The 14,432-nt window shown below is 67.4% G+C and carries 11 protein-coding genes and 1 tRNA gene; 5 read left to right on the forward strand and 7 right to left on the reverse strand.

What is annotated here, in order from left to right:
* Positions 1–6: 6 nt before the first annotated feature.
* Positions 7–81 (reverse strand) — tRNA-Gln (locus G7B69_RS00765).
* Positions 82–273: 192 nt separating this feature from the next.
* Between G7B69_RS00765 and G7B69_RS00770 the strand changes: the two genes are divergently transcribed.
* Positions 274–2,529 carry a TonB-dependent receptor gene (locus G7B69_RS00770; RefSeq protein ID WP_166175067.1) on the forward strand — a complete coding sequence of 752 codons (2,256 nt, stop codon included), beginning with the start codon at positions 274–276 and terminating at the stop codon, positions 2,527–2,529.
* A 21-nt stretch (positions 2,530–2,550) separates the two neighbouring features.
* Here G7B69_RS00770 and yghU read toward each other — a convergent pair whose 3' ends face one another.
* Positions 2,551–3,420 carry a glutathione-dependent disulfide-bond oxidoreductase gene (yghU, locus tag G7B69_RS00775; protein WP_166175069.1) on the reverse strand — a complete coding sequence of 290 codons (870 nt, stop codon included), beginning with the start codon at positions 3,418–3,420 and terminating at the stop codon, positions 2,551–2,553.
* Positions 3,421–3,507: 87 nt separating this feature from the next.
* Positions 3,508–4,692 (reverse strand): MFS transporter, encoded by a 1,185-nt coding sequence (locus G7B69_RS00780; protein WP_207785915.1) that lies wholly within the window; start codon positions 4,690–4,692, stop codon positions 3,508–3,510.
* Between the two features lie 62 nt (positions 4,693–4,754).
* Between G7B69_RS00780 and G7B69_RS00785 the strand changes: the two genes are divergently transcribed.
* On the forward strand, positions 4,755–5,771 hold the full coding sequence (locus G7B69_RS00785) for a DNA topoisomerase IB (protein ID WP_166175071.1): 1,017 nt from the start codon (positions 4,755–4,757) through the stop codon (positions 5,769–5,771).
* A gap of 82 nt (positions 5,772–5,853) precedes the next feature.
* Positions 5,854–6,252, forward strand: a complete 399-nt coding sequence (locus G7B69_RS00790; protein ID WP_166175073.1) for a response regulator — start codon at positions 5,854–5,856, stop codon at positions 6,250–6,252.
* On the opposite strand, the gene G7B69_RS00795 is transcribed toward G7B69_RS00790, so the two are convergent.
* The gene (locus tag G7B69_RS00795) at positions 6,241–7,275 is read right to left on the reverse strand and encodes a sensor histidine kinase (RefSeq protein ID WP_166175075.1); all 1,035 of its coding nucleotides are present in this window, start codon (positions 7,273–7,275) and stop codon (positions 6,241–6,243) included. The genes G7B69_RS00790 and G7B69_RS00795 overlap by 12 nt on opposite strands.
* A 138-nt stretch (positions 7,276–7,413) precedes the next feature.
* On the opposite strand from G7B69_RS00795, the gene G7B69_RS00800 reads away from it, so the two are divergent.
* Positions 7,414–8,391 carry a glutathione S-transferase family protein gene (locus G7B69_RS00800; protein ID WP_166175077.1) on the forward strand — a complete coding sequence of 326 codons (978 nt, stop codon included), beginning with the start codon at positions 7,414–7,416 and terminating at the stop codon, positions 8,389–8,391.
* Positions 8,388–9,995 carry a GMC family oxidoreductase gene (locus G7B69_RS00805; RefSeq protein ID WP_166175079.1) on the forward strand — a complete coding sequence of 536 codons (1,608 nt, stop codon included), beginning with the start codon at positions 8,388–8,390 and terminating at the stop codon, positions 9,993–9,995. The genes G7B69_RS00800 and G7B69_RS00805 overlap by 4 nt, the downstream gene beginning before the upstream one ends.
* 7 nt (positions 9,996–10,002) lie before the next feature.
* Here the strand turns inward: G7B69_RS00805 and G7B69_RS00810 are convergent, their stop codons facing one another.
* The 3 genes from G7B69_RS00810 to G7B69_RS00820 form a co-directional block, all read right to left on the reverse strand.
* Entirely contained in the window at positions 10,003–11,085 is a 1,083-nt protein-coding gene (locus tag G7B69_RS00810) for an MBL fold metallo-hydrolase (RefSeq protein WP_166175081.1), read from the reverse strand.
* A 116-nt stretch (positions 11,086–11,201) separates the two neighbouring features.
* Positions 11,202–12,959 carry a DUF885 domain-containing protein gene (locus tag G7B69_RS00815; protein WP_166175083.1) on the reverse strand — a complete coding sequence of 586 codons (1,758 nt, stop codon included), beginning with the start codon at positions 12,957–12,959 and terminating at the stop codon, positions 11,202–11,204.
* Positions 12,960–13,090: 131 nt separating this feature from the next.
* Positions 13,091–14,194: a branched-chain amino acid aminotransferase gene (locus G7B69_RS00820; protein WP_166175085.1), complete on the reverse strand. Its 1,104-nt coding sequence runs from the start codon at positions 14,192–14,194 to the stop codon at positions 13,091–13,093.
* Positions 14,195–14,432: the final 238 nt, after the last annotated feature.

A 14,432-nucleotide genomic window follows, 5' to 3' on the forward strand; every position in this document is an offset into this window, starting at 1 on the left:
GAAGGCTGGCTGGGGCGGCAGGATTCGAACCTGCGCATGCCGGTACCAAAAACCGGTGCCTTACCGCTTGGCTACGCCCCAGCAGCGGGTGCCCCTATAGCGGGTGGCAAGAGGATGGGAAGGGCGGTCCGACCACTTCCGCACGCTTCGGCAAATCCGCAAGCGTGACTCGAAAGACACGCTTCGGCAGCGTTCCGAAGCGCAGCCGCGAACAAAAATTGCCCGCTTTCCCTAACAAATGTAAGAATGAGGCAATTCCTAGGGAGGGAAAACATGAAGATTTCCGCTAGCCGCTTCGCCGGCGCATCGCTCGCCGTCCTGTCGCTGACCCTTGCCGTTCCGGCCACGGCGCAGGACGATGCCAGCCAGGCCACTCCGACCACCGAAGCCATTCCCGGCGACCAGGCCGCTCCGGCGCAGGACGGCAATGCCATCGTGGTCTACGGCTTGCGCCGTGCCGACACGCTGCAGGACACGCCTGCGGCGATCACCGCGTTCAGCGCCGAGACCATCGCCAACGCCGGCATCGAGAAGCCGGCCGACTTCATCAACCTCACGCCCAACGTCAACCTGGTCGAGACGCAGAACGTCGGCAACGCCTTCGTCATCATCCGCGGCATCACCCAGGCGCGCAACAGCGAGCCGTCGGTCGCGGTGGTCGTCGACGGGGTGCAGCAGGTCAATCCGGCGCAGTTCAACCAGGACCTGTTCGACATCCAGCAGATCGAAGTGCTCAAGGGCCCGCAAGGCGCGCTCTACGGCCGCAACGCGATCGGCGGCGCGATCATCATCACCACCAAGCAGCCGACCGACCAGCTGGAAGGCAGCGTCACCGTCGGGATCGACAACGGCTTCGGCTGGTACACCCACGGCGGGATCAGCGGCCCGCTGGCGAAGGGGGTCAAGTTCCGCCTCTCGGGCCTGTTCAAGGACACCGATGGCTACATCCGCAACCCGTACCTCGGCGAGGACGCCGATCCCTACAAGGATTACGCGTTGCGCGGAAACCTGCTGTTCGATCTCGGCCCCGACTGGAACCTCGACCTGAGGGCCTCGGCCGACCGCACCCGCACGCAGGGCTTCTGGTACAACATCGTCGCCGACGTGAACGACGTCAGCCTGCCGGTGCGGGTCAACAACGCCGGCATCGACAACCGCGACACCAACAACGTCTCGGCCAAGCTCAGCTACGCCGGCGAGGGCTTCAAGATGACCTCGGTGACCTCGTACGACACGGTCAAGGAAATCATCACCGGCGACGCGTTCGACTTCCTGCCGATCAACGAGGCGTTCTGCCACGTGACGCCGTTCTGCTTCAGCGGCAACAATGACCTCAACCAGAGCCAGTACCTCAACGTGAAGGCGTTCAGCCAGGAGCTGCGGTTCGAAAGCCCCACCTCGACCCCGCTGTTCTGGATGTTCGGCGGCTACATGATTTCGACCGACCGGTTCATTTCGACCGGCAACATGCTCGATCTCGGCAAGGGCGTGTTCCCGGTCTATCGCACGCCGACGACCAACCCCGACAACCCGCAATACTCGTTCCTGTCGGACCAGCAGAACAACTTCGCCTGGGCGGCGTTCGCCAATCTCGGCTACGAATTCAGCGACTTGTTCCGCATCGACGGCTCGCTGCGCTACGACCATGACCGGCGCAAGAACACGACCAAGACGCCCGAGGCCTGGCTCGCCTACATCAACTACATCGCCTTCCTGAACGGCGCGCCGCAGAGCCACGAGGGCGACGTACGCAGAAGGAACTTCAGCGACTGGCAGCCCAAGGTCACCGCGACCTTCACGCCGACCAAGAACCTGACGATCTACGGCGGCTACTCGCGCGGCTTCCGCTCGGGCGGCTTCAACCAGACCGGCGTCGGCGTGGTCGCCGCCAGCAGCGGCGTGGTCGGCGTCAACGACGTGTTCGAAGCCGAAACCGCCGACACCCTCGAAGCCGGCTTCAAGTCGCAGTGGTTCGACGGGTTGCTGACGCTGAACGGCGCCGCCTTCACCACCACTTCGAAGAACGGCTACTTCTTCGTCTACCTCTACGCCAACTCGACGCAGAACCTCGGCAACGTGCCGAAGGTGCGCCTCAAGGGCATCGAGCTCGAGGCGCGGGTGGTCCCGGCCGACGATTTCCAGATCGACGCCTCGTGGGGGCTGACCGACAGCGAGATCAAGGCTTTCCCCGATCCCGCGGCGATCGGCAACGAGGCGCCCGACATCTCGCGTTCGACGATCAACGTCGGCGTGCAGTGGACGCCCGACATGGGCGGTGGGGTCTCCGGCCTGCTGCGGTGGGATTTCCGCCGCACCGGCCGGACCTGGTGGGACGTCTACAACACCACGGTGCGCAACCCGGTGAGCCTGCTCGACGTGCGCGCCGGCATCAAGACGGACGCCTGGAGCCTGACCGCATTCGCGAGCAACCTGTTCAACGAGAAGTACAACGCCGAGTTCTCGCCCGGCGGCTTCGTGTTCAAGGCCCGCCCGCGGGTCTACGGCGTGGAGGCGGGTTACCGCTTCTGAGGAGCGGAGCGAGCGCGCCGATCAGACGTCGGCGCGCTTCCTCACCGGGTCGAACAGCGCCTTGTCGAGGGTGTCGAAATCGCTCGCCGAGTGGCGTTCGGGCAAGCCGTTCTGCGCGTTGACCAGGCGCCCGCGAATTGCCGCCGGCCGCGCGTCGATCGTCTTCACCCAGCGCGCGACGTTCTCGTACTCGTCGAGGCCGAGGAAGATGTCACAGCGGTTGTAGGCGCCGTGGTAGAGGTTGCCGAGCCACGTATAGCTGGCGATGTCGGCGATCGTGTAGTCGGCGCCGGCGAGATACTCCGTCTTGGCCAGCTGCATGTCGGCGACCGAGAACAGCCGCTTGGTCTCCATCGCGTAGCGGTCGATCGGGTACTTGTAGCGCTCGGGAGCGTAGACGTAGAAGTGGCCGAAGCCGCCGCCCATGAACGGCGCGCTGCCCATCTGCCACATCAGCCAGCTCATCGTCTCGGCGCGCGCCGGGTTGGTCTTGGGCAGCAGGTAATCGAACTTCTCGGCCAGGTGGACGAGGATCGCGCCGCTCTCGAACACCCGGAACGGGGTTGGCCCGCTGCGGTCGACCAGGGCGGGAATCTTCGAGTTGGGATTGATGTCGACGAACCCCGACCAGAACTGGTTGCCTTCGAAGATCTTGATCAGCCAGGCGTCGTACTCGGCGTCGGAAAAGCCCTTCTCGAGCAGTTCCTCGAACATGATGGTCGCCTTCACGCCGTTGGGGGTGCCGAGCGAGTAGAGCTGGAACGGGTGTTTGCCGACGGGCAGCTCGTGCTCCTCGCGCGCGCCGGCGGTCGGGCGGTTGACCCCGGCGAACTGGCCGCCGTTCTCGGGATCGTATTCCCAGACTTTGGGCGGGGTGTAGACGTCGGACATGGGCGCGCTCCTCGATCGTTGAACTTCGGCTGCGGTCCAAATGGCGGGAGCCGGGGTTGCGGGCAAGGGAGAGAATGTTTGCGGCGGCTAATTTCGGTTCGCCGCCGCGATCCGCCACGCCAGCAGCCCCGCCAGTGCCGCGAAGCCGGCGCCGGTCAGGAACGTCGCTCCCGCGCCTTGCCAATCCCACAGGACGCCGGCGAGTACGCTGGCGACGAGCGCCGCCACGCCGGTCGCCAGGTTGAAGATGCCGAACGCCGACCCGCGAAGCTCGGCCGGAGCGTGCTCGGCCACCAGCTTCGCCAGCAGCCCCTGGCTCAGCGCCATGTGCGCTCCCCACAGCGCGATGCCGACGAACGCGCCGACCGCGGTGGCCGCCGACGCAAGCGCCAGGTCAGCCGCGATCAGGCAGGTGAGGCCTACCAGCAGCAGGCGCCGCGGCGGCGAGCGGTCCGCCCAGACACCCGCGGGATAGGAACCGAGCGCGTAGACCGCGTTCATCACCACGAGCACCAGAGGCGCCCACATCAGCGGCAATCCGACGGCGCTGGCCTTGAGGATCAGGAACGCTTCGCTGAAGCGGGCGAGCATGAACACGACGGCGAGTCCGATCACCTGCCAGAAATCGCCCGGAAGGCGCTTGAGTTCGGACAGGTGCAGGGGGACTTGCGGCGCTTTCGATGGCGGCGTGGCGCGGTCCTCGACGCCCACCAGCACGCACACGACCGCCAGCAGCGCGGGGACCGAGGCGATCCAGAAGACCAGCCGCATGTTGTCGGCGAACGCGGCCATCAGGCCGATCGCCGCCAGCGGGCCGAAGAACGCGCCGGCGGTGTCGAGCGCCTGGCGCAGGCCGAACGCGCGGCCGCGCATCTCGGGCGGGGTGACATCGGCGACCAGGGCGTCGCGCGGAGCTCCGCGCAGGCCCTTGCCGATCCTGTCGGCGAAGCGCGCCGCGAATACCGTCGTCGCGCTGGTCGCCAGCGGGAACAGCGGCTTCGACAGCGCCGCGAGCCCGTAACCGAGAAGGACCAGCGGCTTGCGCCGGCCGAGGCGGTCGGAAATGTAGCCGGAGAACATCTTGGTCACGCTGGCAACGGCTTCCGCCACGCCGTCGATCAGACCCACAGTGGCGGCCGTGGCGCCGAGCGACACGGTCAGGAACAGGGGCAGCAGCGCGTGGATGCTCTCCGACGAGGCATCCATGAACAGGCTGACCAGGCCGAGCGCCCAGACGGTGCGCGGAAGACGGGCGGCTGGGTCGCGCATCATGGTCCAGCGGTTGGCGGCAATTGTCTGGAACCGCAAGGCCTTGCGGTCCGTTCCGCGCTCCCATGGCGACCCGCGCTCCCAAGCTGACCCATGTCGACGACGGCCAGCCTGGGATTTCCCGCAAGAAGTCGGGGCGCGGCTGGGCCTATTTCGATCCCGACGGCAAGCGCATCACCGACCGCGCCGAGATCGACCGGCTGAACGCTATCGCGCTGCCGCCGGCCTATACCGACGCGTGGTTCTGCCTCGATCCGAACGGCCACATCCTCGCCACCGGCATCGACGACAGGGGCCGCAAGCAATACCGCTATCACCCCGATTACCGCTCCCGCCAGGAAGCCGAGAAGTTCGACGGGTGCGCAGAGTTCGGGCGACTGCTGCCGAAGCTGCGCAAGCGGGTCGAGAAGGACCTCGCCGGCACCCACCTCAGCCGGGAGCGGGCGATCGCCAGCGTTGTGCGCCTGCTCGATCTCGGCGTGGTCCGCGTCGGCAACGAGAGTTACGCCAAGGCGAACAAGAGTTTCGGCGCAACCACGCTGCGCATGCGGCACGTCAGCGTCTCGGGGAGGACGGTAAAGCTACGCTTCAAGGCCAAGTCGGGCAAGCTGGCCGAAGTCGCGGTAACCGACCGCCGCCTCGCCCACTTCGTGCGCAAGATGGAGGACCTGCCCGGCCAGCACCTCTTCCAGTACGTAGGCGACGACGATGAGGTGCACTCGGTCGGCTCCGCCGAGGTCAACGACTACCTTTGCGAAACGATGGGCGAGCACTTCACCGCCAAGAACTTCCGCACCTGGCATGCCAGCGCAATCGCCTTCGGCCTGCTCGCGCATGCGGAGGGGCAGCTGACGCTCAAGGCGCTGATGGAAGACGTGAGCGAACGGCTCGGCAACACCCCCGCCATCGCCCGCAAGAGCTATGTCCACCCGGCGGTGGTGGCGCTGGTCGAGCGCCAGGCGAAGTGGCGCAAGGCGCTCAAGCTGCCGCGCAAGACCAGGTGGCTGAGCCGCGAGGAGCGCGGATTGCTCGAGTTGCTCGAGCATGGTCCCGGCGCAGCCAGGCTGCTGGCCGCAGGATGATGCGGCGGGCCGAAGGAACCCGAGGAACCCCTCAGGAGTTTCTCAGCTGACTGTCTCTCTAACCACACGATTCGTTAATCTTATGTCCGCCCGAATTCTGATCGTCGAAGACGAAATGCTGGTAGCCCTGGAGCTGCAATCGATCCTGCGCGAGCTCGGCCACGAAACGGTCGGGATCGCTCCCGACCTGCCGACGGCGCAGGGTTACTTCAACCAGGAAATCGATCTCGCGCTCATCGACCTCAATCTGCGGGACGGCCTGACCGGGCCGGAAATCGGCGCAACGCTGGGTTCCAGCGGCGTGACGGTGCTGTTCGTGACGGCGAATCCCCGCCTGCTCGGCAAGGGCATTGCCGGGGCGGTCGGGGTCATCACCAAGCCCACCGACGAGGAAATGGTCTGTTCGGCCGTCAGCTATGCGCTGGCGGTGCGCAGCGGCAGCCCGGCCAAGGCTCCGCCCTACTTGCGCCTATTCGGCTGACAGCTCCCGTCGGCGCAGGTTCTTGCACGGCACGCGCACGCCCACCCGCAGGCCGCCGGGTTCCCAACGGCGATCGATCTCCCCGCCCAGTTGATCGCGGATGCTGATCTCGCTCAGCACGGTGCCGAAGCCGGTCCTTTCCGGCTCGCCTGCGATCGCTGGCCCGCCGACTTCGCTCCATTCGAGCACCAGATCCTCGTCGGCCACCCCGGTGGTGATGCGGACCTTGCCGCTTTCGTTGCTGAGAGAACCGTACTTGGTGGCATTCGTCGCCAGCTCGTGGATCAGCAGGGCGAGCGGCGTGGCGCTGCGGTCGTCAACCATCTCGTCCGAACCGCCGATCTCGATCCGCTTCGCGTCGAAGGCCGGGTAGGGCGAAAGGATTTCCGCCACCAGGGCGTGCAGCGTGGTGTCTATGCCGGGATTGCGCGACTCCTCGCTGTGCGGGCGAACGAACTCGTGCGCGCGGCCCAGCGCGCCGATCCGCTGCCTGATCCCGCTGGCGAATTCCTTGTGCTCCGGCGCCTGCCGGGCCGACATCGAGATCAGGCTGCCGACGACGGCGAAGATGTTCTTGATCCGGTGGCTGAGCTCGCGGCTGAGAACCTCGATCTGCTTTGCCTGGCGCTTGGCGGCGTCGATGTCGGTACAGGTGCCGATCCAGCGGACGATGCGCCCGTCGGCGCCGCACATCGGCGTCGCCCGCCCGAGCGTCCAGCGGTACTCGCCGCTGTGGTGGCGCAGGCGGTATTCGATCTCGTACGGCTCGCCGGTGGCGAGGCTGCGGCGCCAGACCTCCCACGCGCGCTCCTGGTCGTCGGGGTGGAACACGCCGTTCCAGCCCTCGCCGTCGGTGGAGCCGGCGGGCACGCCGGTGAATTCGTACCAGCGCTGGTTGAAATAGTCGTGATCGCCGTCGGGCAGGGCCGACCAGACCATGTGCGGCAGGGCGTCGGCGAGGGTGTTGAAGCGCGCGTCGCTTTCGCGCAGCGCGTTGCGCGCCGCGATGAGGTCGGCTTCCAATTTCTTGAGGGGAATGACTGCCTCCGGGCATGAAGCGGCGAATTCGATAGTTAATCCCCATCGGCCGCATCGGTTCCACGCTGACAGGCCCGGCACGAGCCGTTAGGAGGCGCGCGAGCGGAAGGAGCAAGGCAGGCGATGTCCCAGCTTTACGACGGCGTCTGGCGCGATTCCCCGCCGGCAGCCGAGGAAATCGGCGAGGACGGGCAGTTCCGACGCATCGAGAGCCCGCTGCGCCAGTGGATCTCGCCCGACCCCGACGCCGAGTTCCCGGCCGAGGCGGGCCGCTATCACCTGTTCATCGCCTGGGTTTGCCCGTGGGCTTCGCGCACCACCGCCTATCGCGTGCTCAAGGGGCTCGAAGACGTCATTTCGCTGTCCGCCTCTCACGGGGTGATCGGCAACCAGGGATGGATCTTCCAGGACGAGACGATCCCGCCGTTCACCGTGCCGCACCCGCTCTACCGCGTCTACCAGGAGCACGATCCGCACTATACCGGCAAGGCCACCGTGCCGACGCTGTGGGACAAGAAGACGCGGCGGATCGTCAACAACGAGAGCGCGGACATTATCCGCATGCTCAATTCGGCGTTCGACCACCTGACCGGCAACCGGCTCGACCTCTATCCCGAAGCGCTTCGGGGGGAGATCGACCGCTGGAACGAGCTAATCTATCCGACGCTCAACAATGGCGTCTACCGCGCCGGCTTCGCCAGCACCCAGCGCGCCTATGAAGAAGCCGCGCGCGGCGTATTCGAAACGCTCGACGCGATGGAAGCGCAGCTTGAGCGCAGCCGCTACCTAACCGGGGAGTGGCTGACCGAGGCCGACTGGCGCGCCTTCACCACGCTGATCCGCTTCGATGTCGGCTATCACGGCGCATTCAAGTGCAACTTGCGGCGGGTCGAGGACTATCCGGCGCTGCGCGGGTACTTGCGCGAGCTCTACCAGTGGCCGGGCATCGCCGGCACGGTCAGGCTCGAGGAGATCAAGCGCAACTACTACGCGCTGACCGACAGGCACCACCTCTACCCGATCGGGCCGGAGCTCGACCTCGGCACCCCGCACGACCGCGCGCGGCTGCCCGGCCGGGGCATCTGGGAGCGGCCCGAGTGACGCCGGACCTGATCGTCATCGGCGGTGGCTCGGCCGGGGCCGCCTGCGCGGCGCGGCTGGCCGAGAGCGGCAAGCGCGTGCTGCTGGTCGAGGCCGGCAAGTCGGACGCCGACATCCGCTCGAAGGTCCCCGCGCTGATGAGCGGCATCGTCCACACGCCCGAGTTCGACTGGATGTACAAGGCCGAGCCCGACGCCTCGGTCGGCGGGCGGCCCGATGTGTGGCCGGCGGCCAGGCGCCTCGGCGGCGGCAGCGCGATCAACGGGATGATGTTCATCCGCGGCCACAAGTGGGACTACGACCGCTGGGCGGAGCTCGGCGCGACCGGCTGGGACTACGCCAGCGTGCTGCCGTACTTCCGGCGGATGGAGGACAACGAGCGCGGCGAGGACGAGTGGCGCGGGCAGGGCGGTCCGATCGCCGTCTCCGAGGTGCGCTCGCGCTACGAGGTGACCGACGAATGGATCGAGGCGGTGCAGCAGGCGGGCTACCCACGCTCGCTCGACCTCAACGGGCAGAACGCGGAGGGTGTCGACCATATCCAGCTGTCGCAGCGCCGCGGCCTCAGGCATTCGACCGCGGCCGCCTATTTGCGCCGCAAGCCCGCCACGCTCGAAATCCTGCTCGAAGCGCAAGTGCTCAGGATCGAGATCGCGAACGGCCGCGCGACCGGGGTGACGATCCGCCGCGGCGGCGAGGTATCGACGCTCACGGCGAGCCAAGGCGTGGTGCTGTGCGCCGGCGCGCTCAACACCCCGCGGCTGCTGATGCTTTCGGGGATCGGCCCCGAGAAGGATCTGCGGCATCACGGGATTGACGTCGTCTGCGACGCGCCGGGGGTCGGCGGCAACCTGCAGGAGCATCCTGGCGTCCACCTGGTCAACTCGGTCGATGCCCACACGCTGAACGACGATGCGCGCGGACTCAACGGCGTCAAGGCGGTGCTCTCGCTGGCCATCGCCCGCACCGGCGCGCTGACCACCGGGATCGGCCATGCGCAGGCGTTCGTGAAGAGCCGCGAGGGATTGCCCGCGCCGAACCTCCAGCTCGCCTTTTCCGCCTTCGCCTTCGACGTGACCGACAAGGGCAACCTCGCGCTGCGTCCGGAAAGCTCGGTGTCGACCTTCGTCGCGCTGATGCGCCCGCAGTCGCGGGGGCGGATCACCCTGCGCGCGAACGATCCCGATGCCCCGCCCAAGATCGAGCACTTGCTGCTCGGCGTCGAAGACGACGTCCAGCAGCTGATCGACGGGCTCGAGATCGCCCGCAAGATCATGGCCCAGCCGGCCATCGCGCCGCTTGTCAGGAGCGAGGTTCGCCCCGGCGCCGAACTGACGACGCGCGAGCAGCTCGGCTTCTACGTACGTGCGGCGACGATCCCGATGTTCCACCCGGTCGGCACCGCGAAAATGGGCGCGGCGGACGATCCCGAAGCGGTGGTCGGCGCCGACTGCCGGGTGCGCGGCCTCGAGGGGCTGTGGGTCGCCGACGCGTCGATCATGCCGACCATCCCGCAAGGCAACACCAACGCCACCGCGATCATGATCGGCGAGCGGGCGAGCGACCTGATCCTCGACCGCCTGCGCGAGAAGCAGGCGGCCTGAGGGAGCCCTATTTGGCCACCGCCGTGGCCAGCATCTCGGGCGTCGGCGGGGCGGTGTCCTTCGGATCGGAGCCCTTGTGCTTGTCCGTCGCCGGCAGCGGCTGACCGTTGGCCACCCCGAACCCGACCGGCTCTCCGGCGAACTCGAGATAGGCGATATTGACGTTCATGTTCGCCCGCGCGCGCGGGGTGTTGCCGTACTCGAGGCCCTTCTTGATGTGGGTATCGAGCAGCGGGGCGAAGTCGGCGTTCTTCTGCAGGTCGGCCACCGCCATGCCGGGCGGGTCCATTCGATCGTAGTGAACCTTGGCGGCATCGACGAGGGCGCGGTCGAACTTGGCCAGCCGTACGAGGCCGGCCCAGTTGTTGATATGGCCGTGGCCTTCCTCGACCAGGTCGACCTTGCCTTTCATCGCCTTGACCAGCGCGCCGGTCTCCTCGGCGATCGCTTCGGCCCCGCCGGCGGGCAGGAACGGCGCCATGTTCCACGCCATCACGTCGCCCATGCACAGCAGGCGCGCGGCGGGGAACAGCACGAAAGTATCGCCGTTCGTGTGGCCGCGGCCGAAGTGGTAGAGCTCGATCCGGTCGGCGCCCGAGCCGATCGTCATGCGGTCCTTGTAGGTCTCGGTCGGCAGCAGCGCGGGGCTGGGGCGCGGTCCGCCGCTCAGCTCTTCCTTGGCGCCTTCGTTCATGATGATGCGGGCGTTGGGATAGTGCTCGCGGAAGTAATCGTTGCTGCCGACGTGGTCGGGGTGGCTGTGGGTGTTGATGATCAGCTTGATCGGCTTGTCGGTGACCTTCTTCACCTGCTCGTCGATGTAGGGCCCGTTGCCGGGCATCTTGGTGTCGACCAGGACGACGCCGTCCTTCTGGACCACGACCAGGGTGTTCCCGCCGCCGCCGAAGATCTTGTAGACATTGTCCTTTACGTGCTCGATCGGCTCGGGCGGTGGCAGCCCGCCGCCGCGGGGCGGACCGGCCGGCCGTCCGGGAGCAGCGCCAGGCGCTCCCTGGGGCGCCTGTTGCGCCGAGGCCATTGCGGCCAGGCTGCCGGCAGCCAGAATTGCGAGAACCACCTTCGTCTTCATCCCGTCTCTCCCTCGACGGAACACGATTCGCCCCCGTCGTTGACTCTGTCTAATCCGGCGGGCCCGATTGGCAAAGCCCGCAAGTGTAGCGAATGGTCGTAGACGGGAACGCGCCCCTAGCTCTTCAGCCGCGCCGGGATGAAGTCCTCGCGGACGGCCCTGGCCAGCAGGTCGAGCGGCAGCAGGCCCTGGTCGACGACGAAGTCGTTGAATGCCTGCCGGTCGAACTTGTCGCCCAGCGCCAGCTCGGTCGCGGTGCGCAGGTCGGCAAGCTGGCCGTAGCCGTAATAGTAGCTGCCCGCCTGGCCCGGGCTGCGGAAGGTGAAGCGGTCGACTTCCTCCTTGGTGAACGCCTTCGACAGGCCGACCTCCTCGCGCAGCCACTTGGCCGCTTCGGCGGGCGTGATCTGGCCGAGGTTGAGCATCGGATCCAGCATCGCCCGGCTTTCGCGCAGCAGCTGGTACTGCAGCGCGATCAGCTGCCCTTCGGTCGGCTCGTAGGGCTTGAACTCGGCTTCGGCGTAAAGCGCCCAGCCTTCGGCGTTGACGCTGTTGAAGGCGTAGAGCGCGCGCGCCTGGCTGACGCCGCGGGCGAGCATCTGGGCGAACTGCAATTCGTGTCCCGGGCGCGCCTCGTGCGCGCTCAGGGTCCACGCCGCGGCCTTGAAGTTGAAATCGTCGTAAGCCGCGTCGGCGCCGGCGGAAGGATCGGCGGTGCTGAGCACGAACTGGCCGCGCTCGCCGGTATTGCCGATGAGCCGGGGCGGCGACATGTGCGGCGCCGGCTGCTGGGCGTTCTCGGCGGGGGTCCCGAGGCGCATCAGGACCGGGAAGTCCGGCCGGGTGATGATGCGCTCGCGGGTGATCGTGGCGTCGATCTGCTTCAGCACCCCGGCATAATAGGGTTCCATCTGATCCGCCGGAATCTTGTCCTTCTTGAGGTCGGCGATGACCGACGGATAGTCGGTCTCGGCGAAGCCGAACTTCTGCGCCACTTGCGGCGCGAGCGCCTGCATCTCGGCGCGGGTTTCGTAGAAGCCGCGCCGCGCCCGGGCGACCAGGTCTTCGGGCGGCAAGTCGATGCCGACTTTCTTGAGGCGGAAGGCGTAGAGCTCGGCCGGCAGGCGGAAGTCGTCGCGCGCCTTGGGCAGGACGGTGGCCTTCTCCCACGCCGCATAGTCGCGCAGCTGCCGGTCCATCGCCTTGAGCGCCTTGTCGGCGCCGGCGACCTTGGCCTTTGCGAACAGCTGGTGGATGCCGGCGATATAGGTCTCGGTCTTGCCGAGGGTGTCTTCGACGCGGCCCTTGTAGGGTCCGATCTTGCCTTCGCCCTGGCTGTCCGCCCAGCGCGCCTTGGCGAGCTCGGTCAGCGGCGTGGTTCCCGGATAGAGCCCGGTGTAGCGCTCGAGCAGTTCCCTGGCCTTGGCCTGGCGCGCCGCGCCGATTTGCGCGTCGAGCGCGTCGTTCATGTTGCCGAACACCATCTGCGGCACGTCGTACCAGTCGAGGGTCAGCCGATCGCTGAGGCGGGTGCCCTCGATGTCGCGCTCGATTGAATCGATCAGGATCTGCAGGTCCTGCCTGACTTGCGGGTCGGTCTCGCGCGTCCGCGCTGCCTTGAATTCGTCGAGCCGGACCTGCTCGGCGGCGATCAGGCGTTGCGACAAGTTGGGGCCGAGGTCCATCGCCAGCCCGTCGTACCGCTCGAGCCCGGTCTGCGCGGCTCCCTCGGGTGCGAACTTGGCCTGCGTTTCGAGCAGCTCCTGGGTGTAGCGGTTGCTGGTGGCGATCCACGCCGGAACGTCCCCGGCGGAGGCGGGCAAGGCTGCGGCGAGCAGCGCCGCGGCGGCGGGCAGCGTCAAGGTCCTGAGCATGCGAAACGTTCCCCTCTGGCGAATGGGCGAGCTATCCCATGCGCGCTCGGGAAGGGCAAAATCTTTCGTCCGGCGATTCCGTCCGGCCATGCCGCGGCGACCGGCGGCGCTTGGAACGAGCGAAAACCGACTCAGTCGAGCCGCATGACCCAGCCGTGCTTGTCGTCGGCGGTGCCGCGCTGGATCGCGACGAGCCTGTCGCGCAGGCGCTGCGTGGTCTGGCCGGGGCCGCCCGAGCCGATAGTGAACTCGCCGTCGTGGCTGGCGACCTTGCCGACCGGGGTGACCACCGCGGCGGTGCCGCAGGCGAAAGCTTCGGTGAGCCGGCCGCTCTCCGCATCGGCGCGCCACTGGTCGATGGCGTAGCGCTCCTCGCGCACGGTCAGGCCTTCCTCGCGGGCCATCTGGATCAGGCTGTCGCGGGTGATGCCGGGCAGGATCGTGCCGGTCAGCGGCGGGGTGACGAGGCTGCCGTCGTCGAACACGAAGAACAGGTTCATGCCCCCCAGCTCCTCGACCCAGCGGTGCTCGGCGGCATCGAGGAAGCAGACCTGGTCGTGCCCGCGGGCGACGGCGTTGGCGTGCGGGACCAGGCTGGCGGCGTAGTTGCCGCCGCACTTGGCCGCGCCGGTGCCGCCCGGTGCGGCGCGGGTGTAGTCCTGCGAGACCCAGATCGACACCGCCGGCGAGCCCGACTTGAAGTAGTTGCCCGCCGCGCTGAGGATGACGAGGAACTTGTACTGCTTGGCCGGGCGCACGCCGAGAAACGCCTCGGTGGCGATCATGAACGGACGAATATAGAGGCTGCCGCCGTCGACCGGCGGAAACCACTCGCGGTCGGCGAGGACGATCTTGCGGATCGCTTCGACGAACGCCTCTTCGGGCAGGTTGGGCATCGCCAGCCGGTCGGCCGAGCGATTGAAGCGGCGGGCATTCTCCTCGGGACGGAACAGCGCCATCGTGCCGTCGGCCAGCTTGTAGGCCTTGAGCCCTTCGAAGATCTCCTGCGCGTAATGCAGCACCGCGCAGGCCGGATCGAGGCTCAGCGGACCGCGCGGGCCGAGGGTCGCGCCGTGCCAGCCGCGGTCTTCGTCCCACTCGATGGTCACCATGTGATCGGTGAACACCTTGCCGAATCCGGGGTCGGCGATCGCCCGCGCGCGGGCCTCGGCGGGAACCGGGGCGGGATGCGGCACGCGGGTGAAATCGATCGGGTGGTCGGCGCTGTCAGCCATGGGTTCGTCTCGGGTTGTGATGCGGCGTGCCTGTACGAATATTACAATATAGGCAAGCAAATTGTAATAAATGGTAACCGTTGCGACTACCGCAGTCAGCCCTAGCCGGGGCGCGCGGCAAATTGAAGGGCAGATCGGATCGCAGGCTATCCTTCCCCGCGGGCGCCGAAAATGAGAAGGGCGGCCCCGGTATCCCGAGAACCGCCCTTCGCATGGTCAGCGGCCAGAAGAGCCGCCC

The organism is Croceibacterium segetis (genome assembly GCF_011320115.1).
Classification (GTDB): domain Bacteria; phylum Pseudomonadota; class Alphaproteobacteria; order Sphingomonadales; family Sphingomonadaceae; genus Croceibacterium_B; species Croceibacterium_B segetis.

What these genes read in the sequence shown, in the direction of transcription:
- G7B69_RS00810 (WP_166175081.1), bottom strand. Translation starts at nt 11,085, where the DNA reads ATGAAGACGAAGGTGGTTCTCGCAATTCTGGCTGCCGGCAGCCTGGCC.
- G7B69_RS00780 (WP_207785915.1), bottom strand. Translation starts at nt 4,692, where the DNA reads ATGATGCGCGACCCAGCCGCCCGTCTTCCGCGCACCGTCTGGGCGCTC.
- G7B69_RS00770 (WP_166175067.1), top strand. Translation starts at nt 274, where the DNA reads ATGAAGATTTCCGCTAGCCGCTTCGCCGGCGCATCGCTCGCCGTCCTG.
- G7B69_RS00785 (WP_166175071.1), top strand. Translation starts at nt 4,755, where the DNA reads ATGGCGACCCGCGCTCCCAAGCTGACCCATGTCGACGACGGCCAGCCT.
- G7B69_RS00815 (WP_166175083.1), bottom strand. Translation starts at nt 12,959, where the DNA reads ATGCTCAGGACCTTGACGCTGCCCGCCGCCGCGGCGCTGCTCGCCGCA.
- G7B69_RS00820 (WP_166175085.1), bottom strand. Translation starts at nt 14,194, where the DNA reads ATGGCTGACAGCGCCGACCACCCGATCGATTTCACCCGCGTGCCGCAT.
- yghU (WP_166175069.1), bottom strand. Translation starts at nt 3,420, where the DNA reads ATGTCCGACGTCTACACCCCGCCCAAAGTCTGGGAATACGATCCCGAG.
- G7B69_RS00790 (WP_166175073.1), top strand. Translation starts at nt 5,854, where the DNA reads ATGTCCGCCCGAATTCTGATCGTCGAAGACGAAATGCTGGTAGCCCTG.
- G7B69_RS00800 (WP_166175077.1), top strand. Translation starts at nt 7,414, where the DNA reads ATGTCCCAGCTTTACGACGGCGTCTGGCGCGATTCCCCGCCGGCAGCC.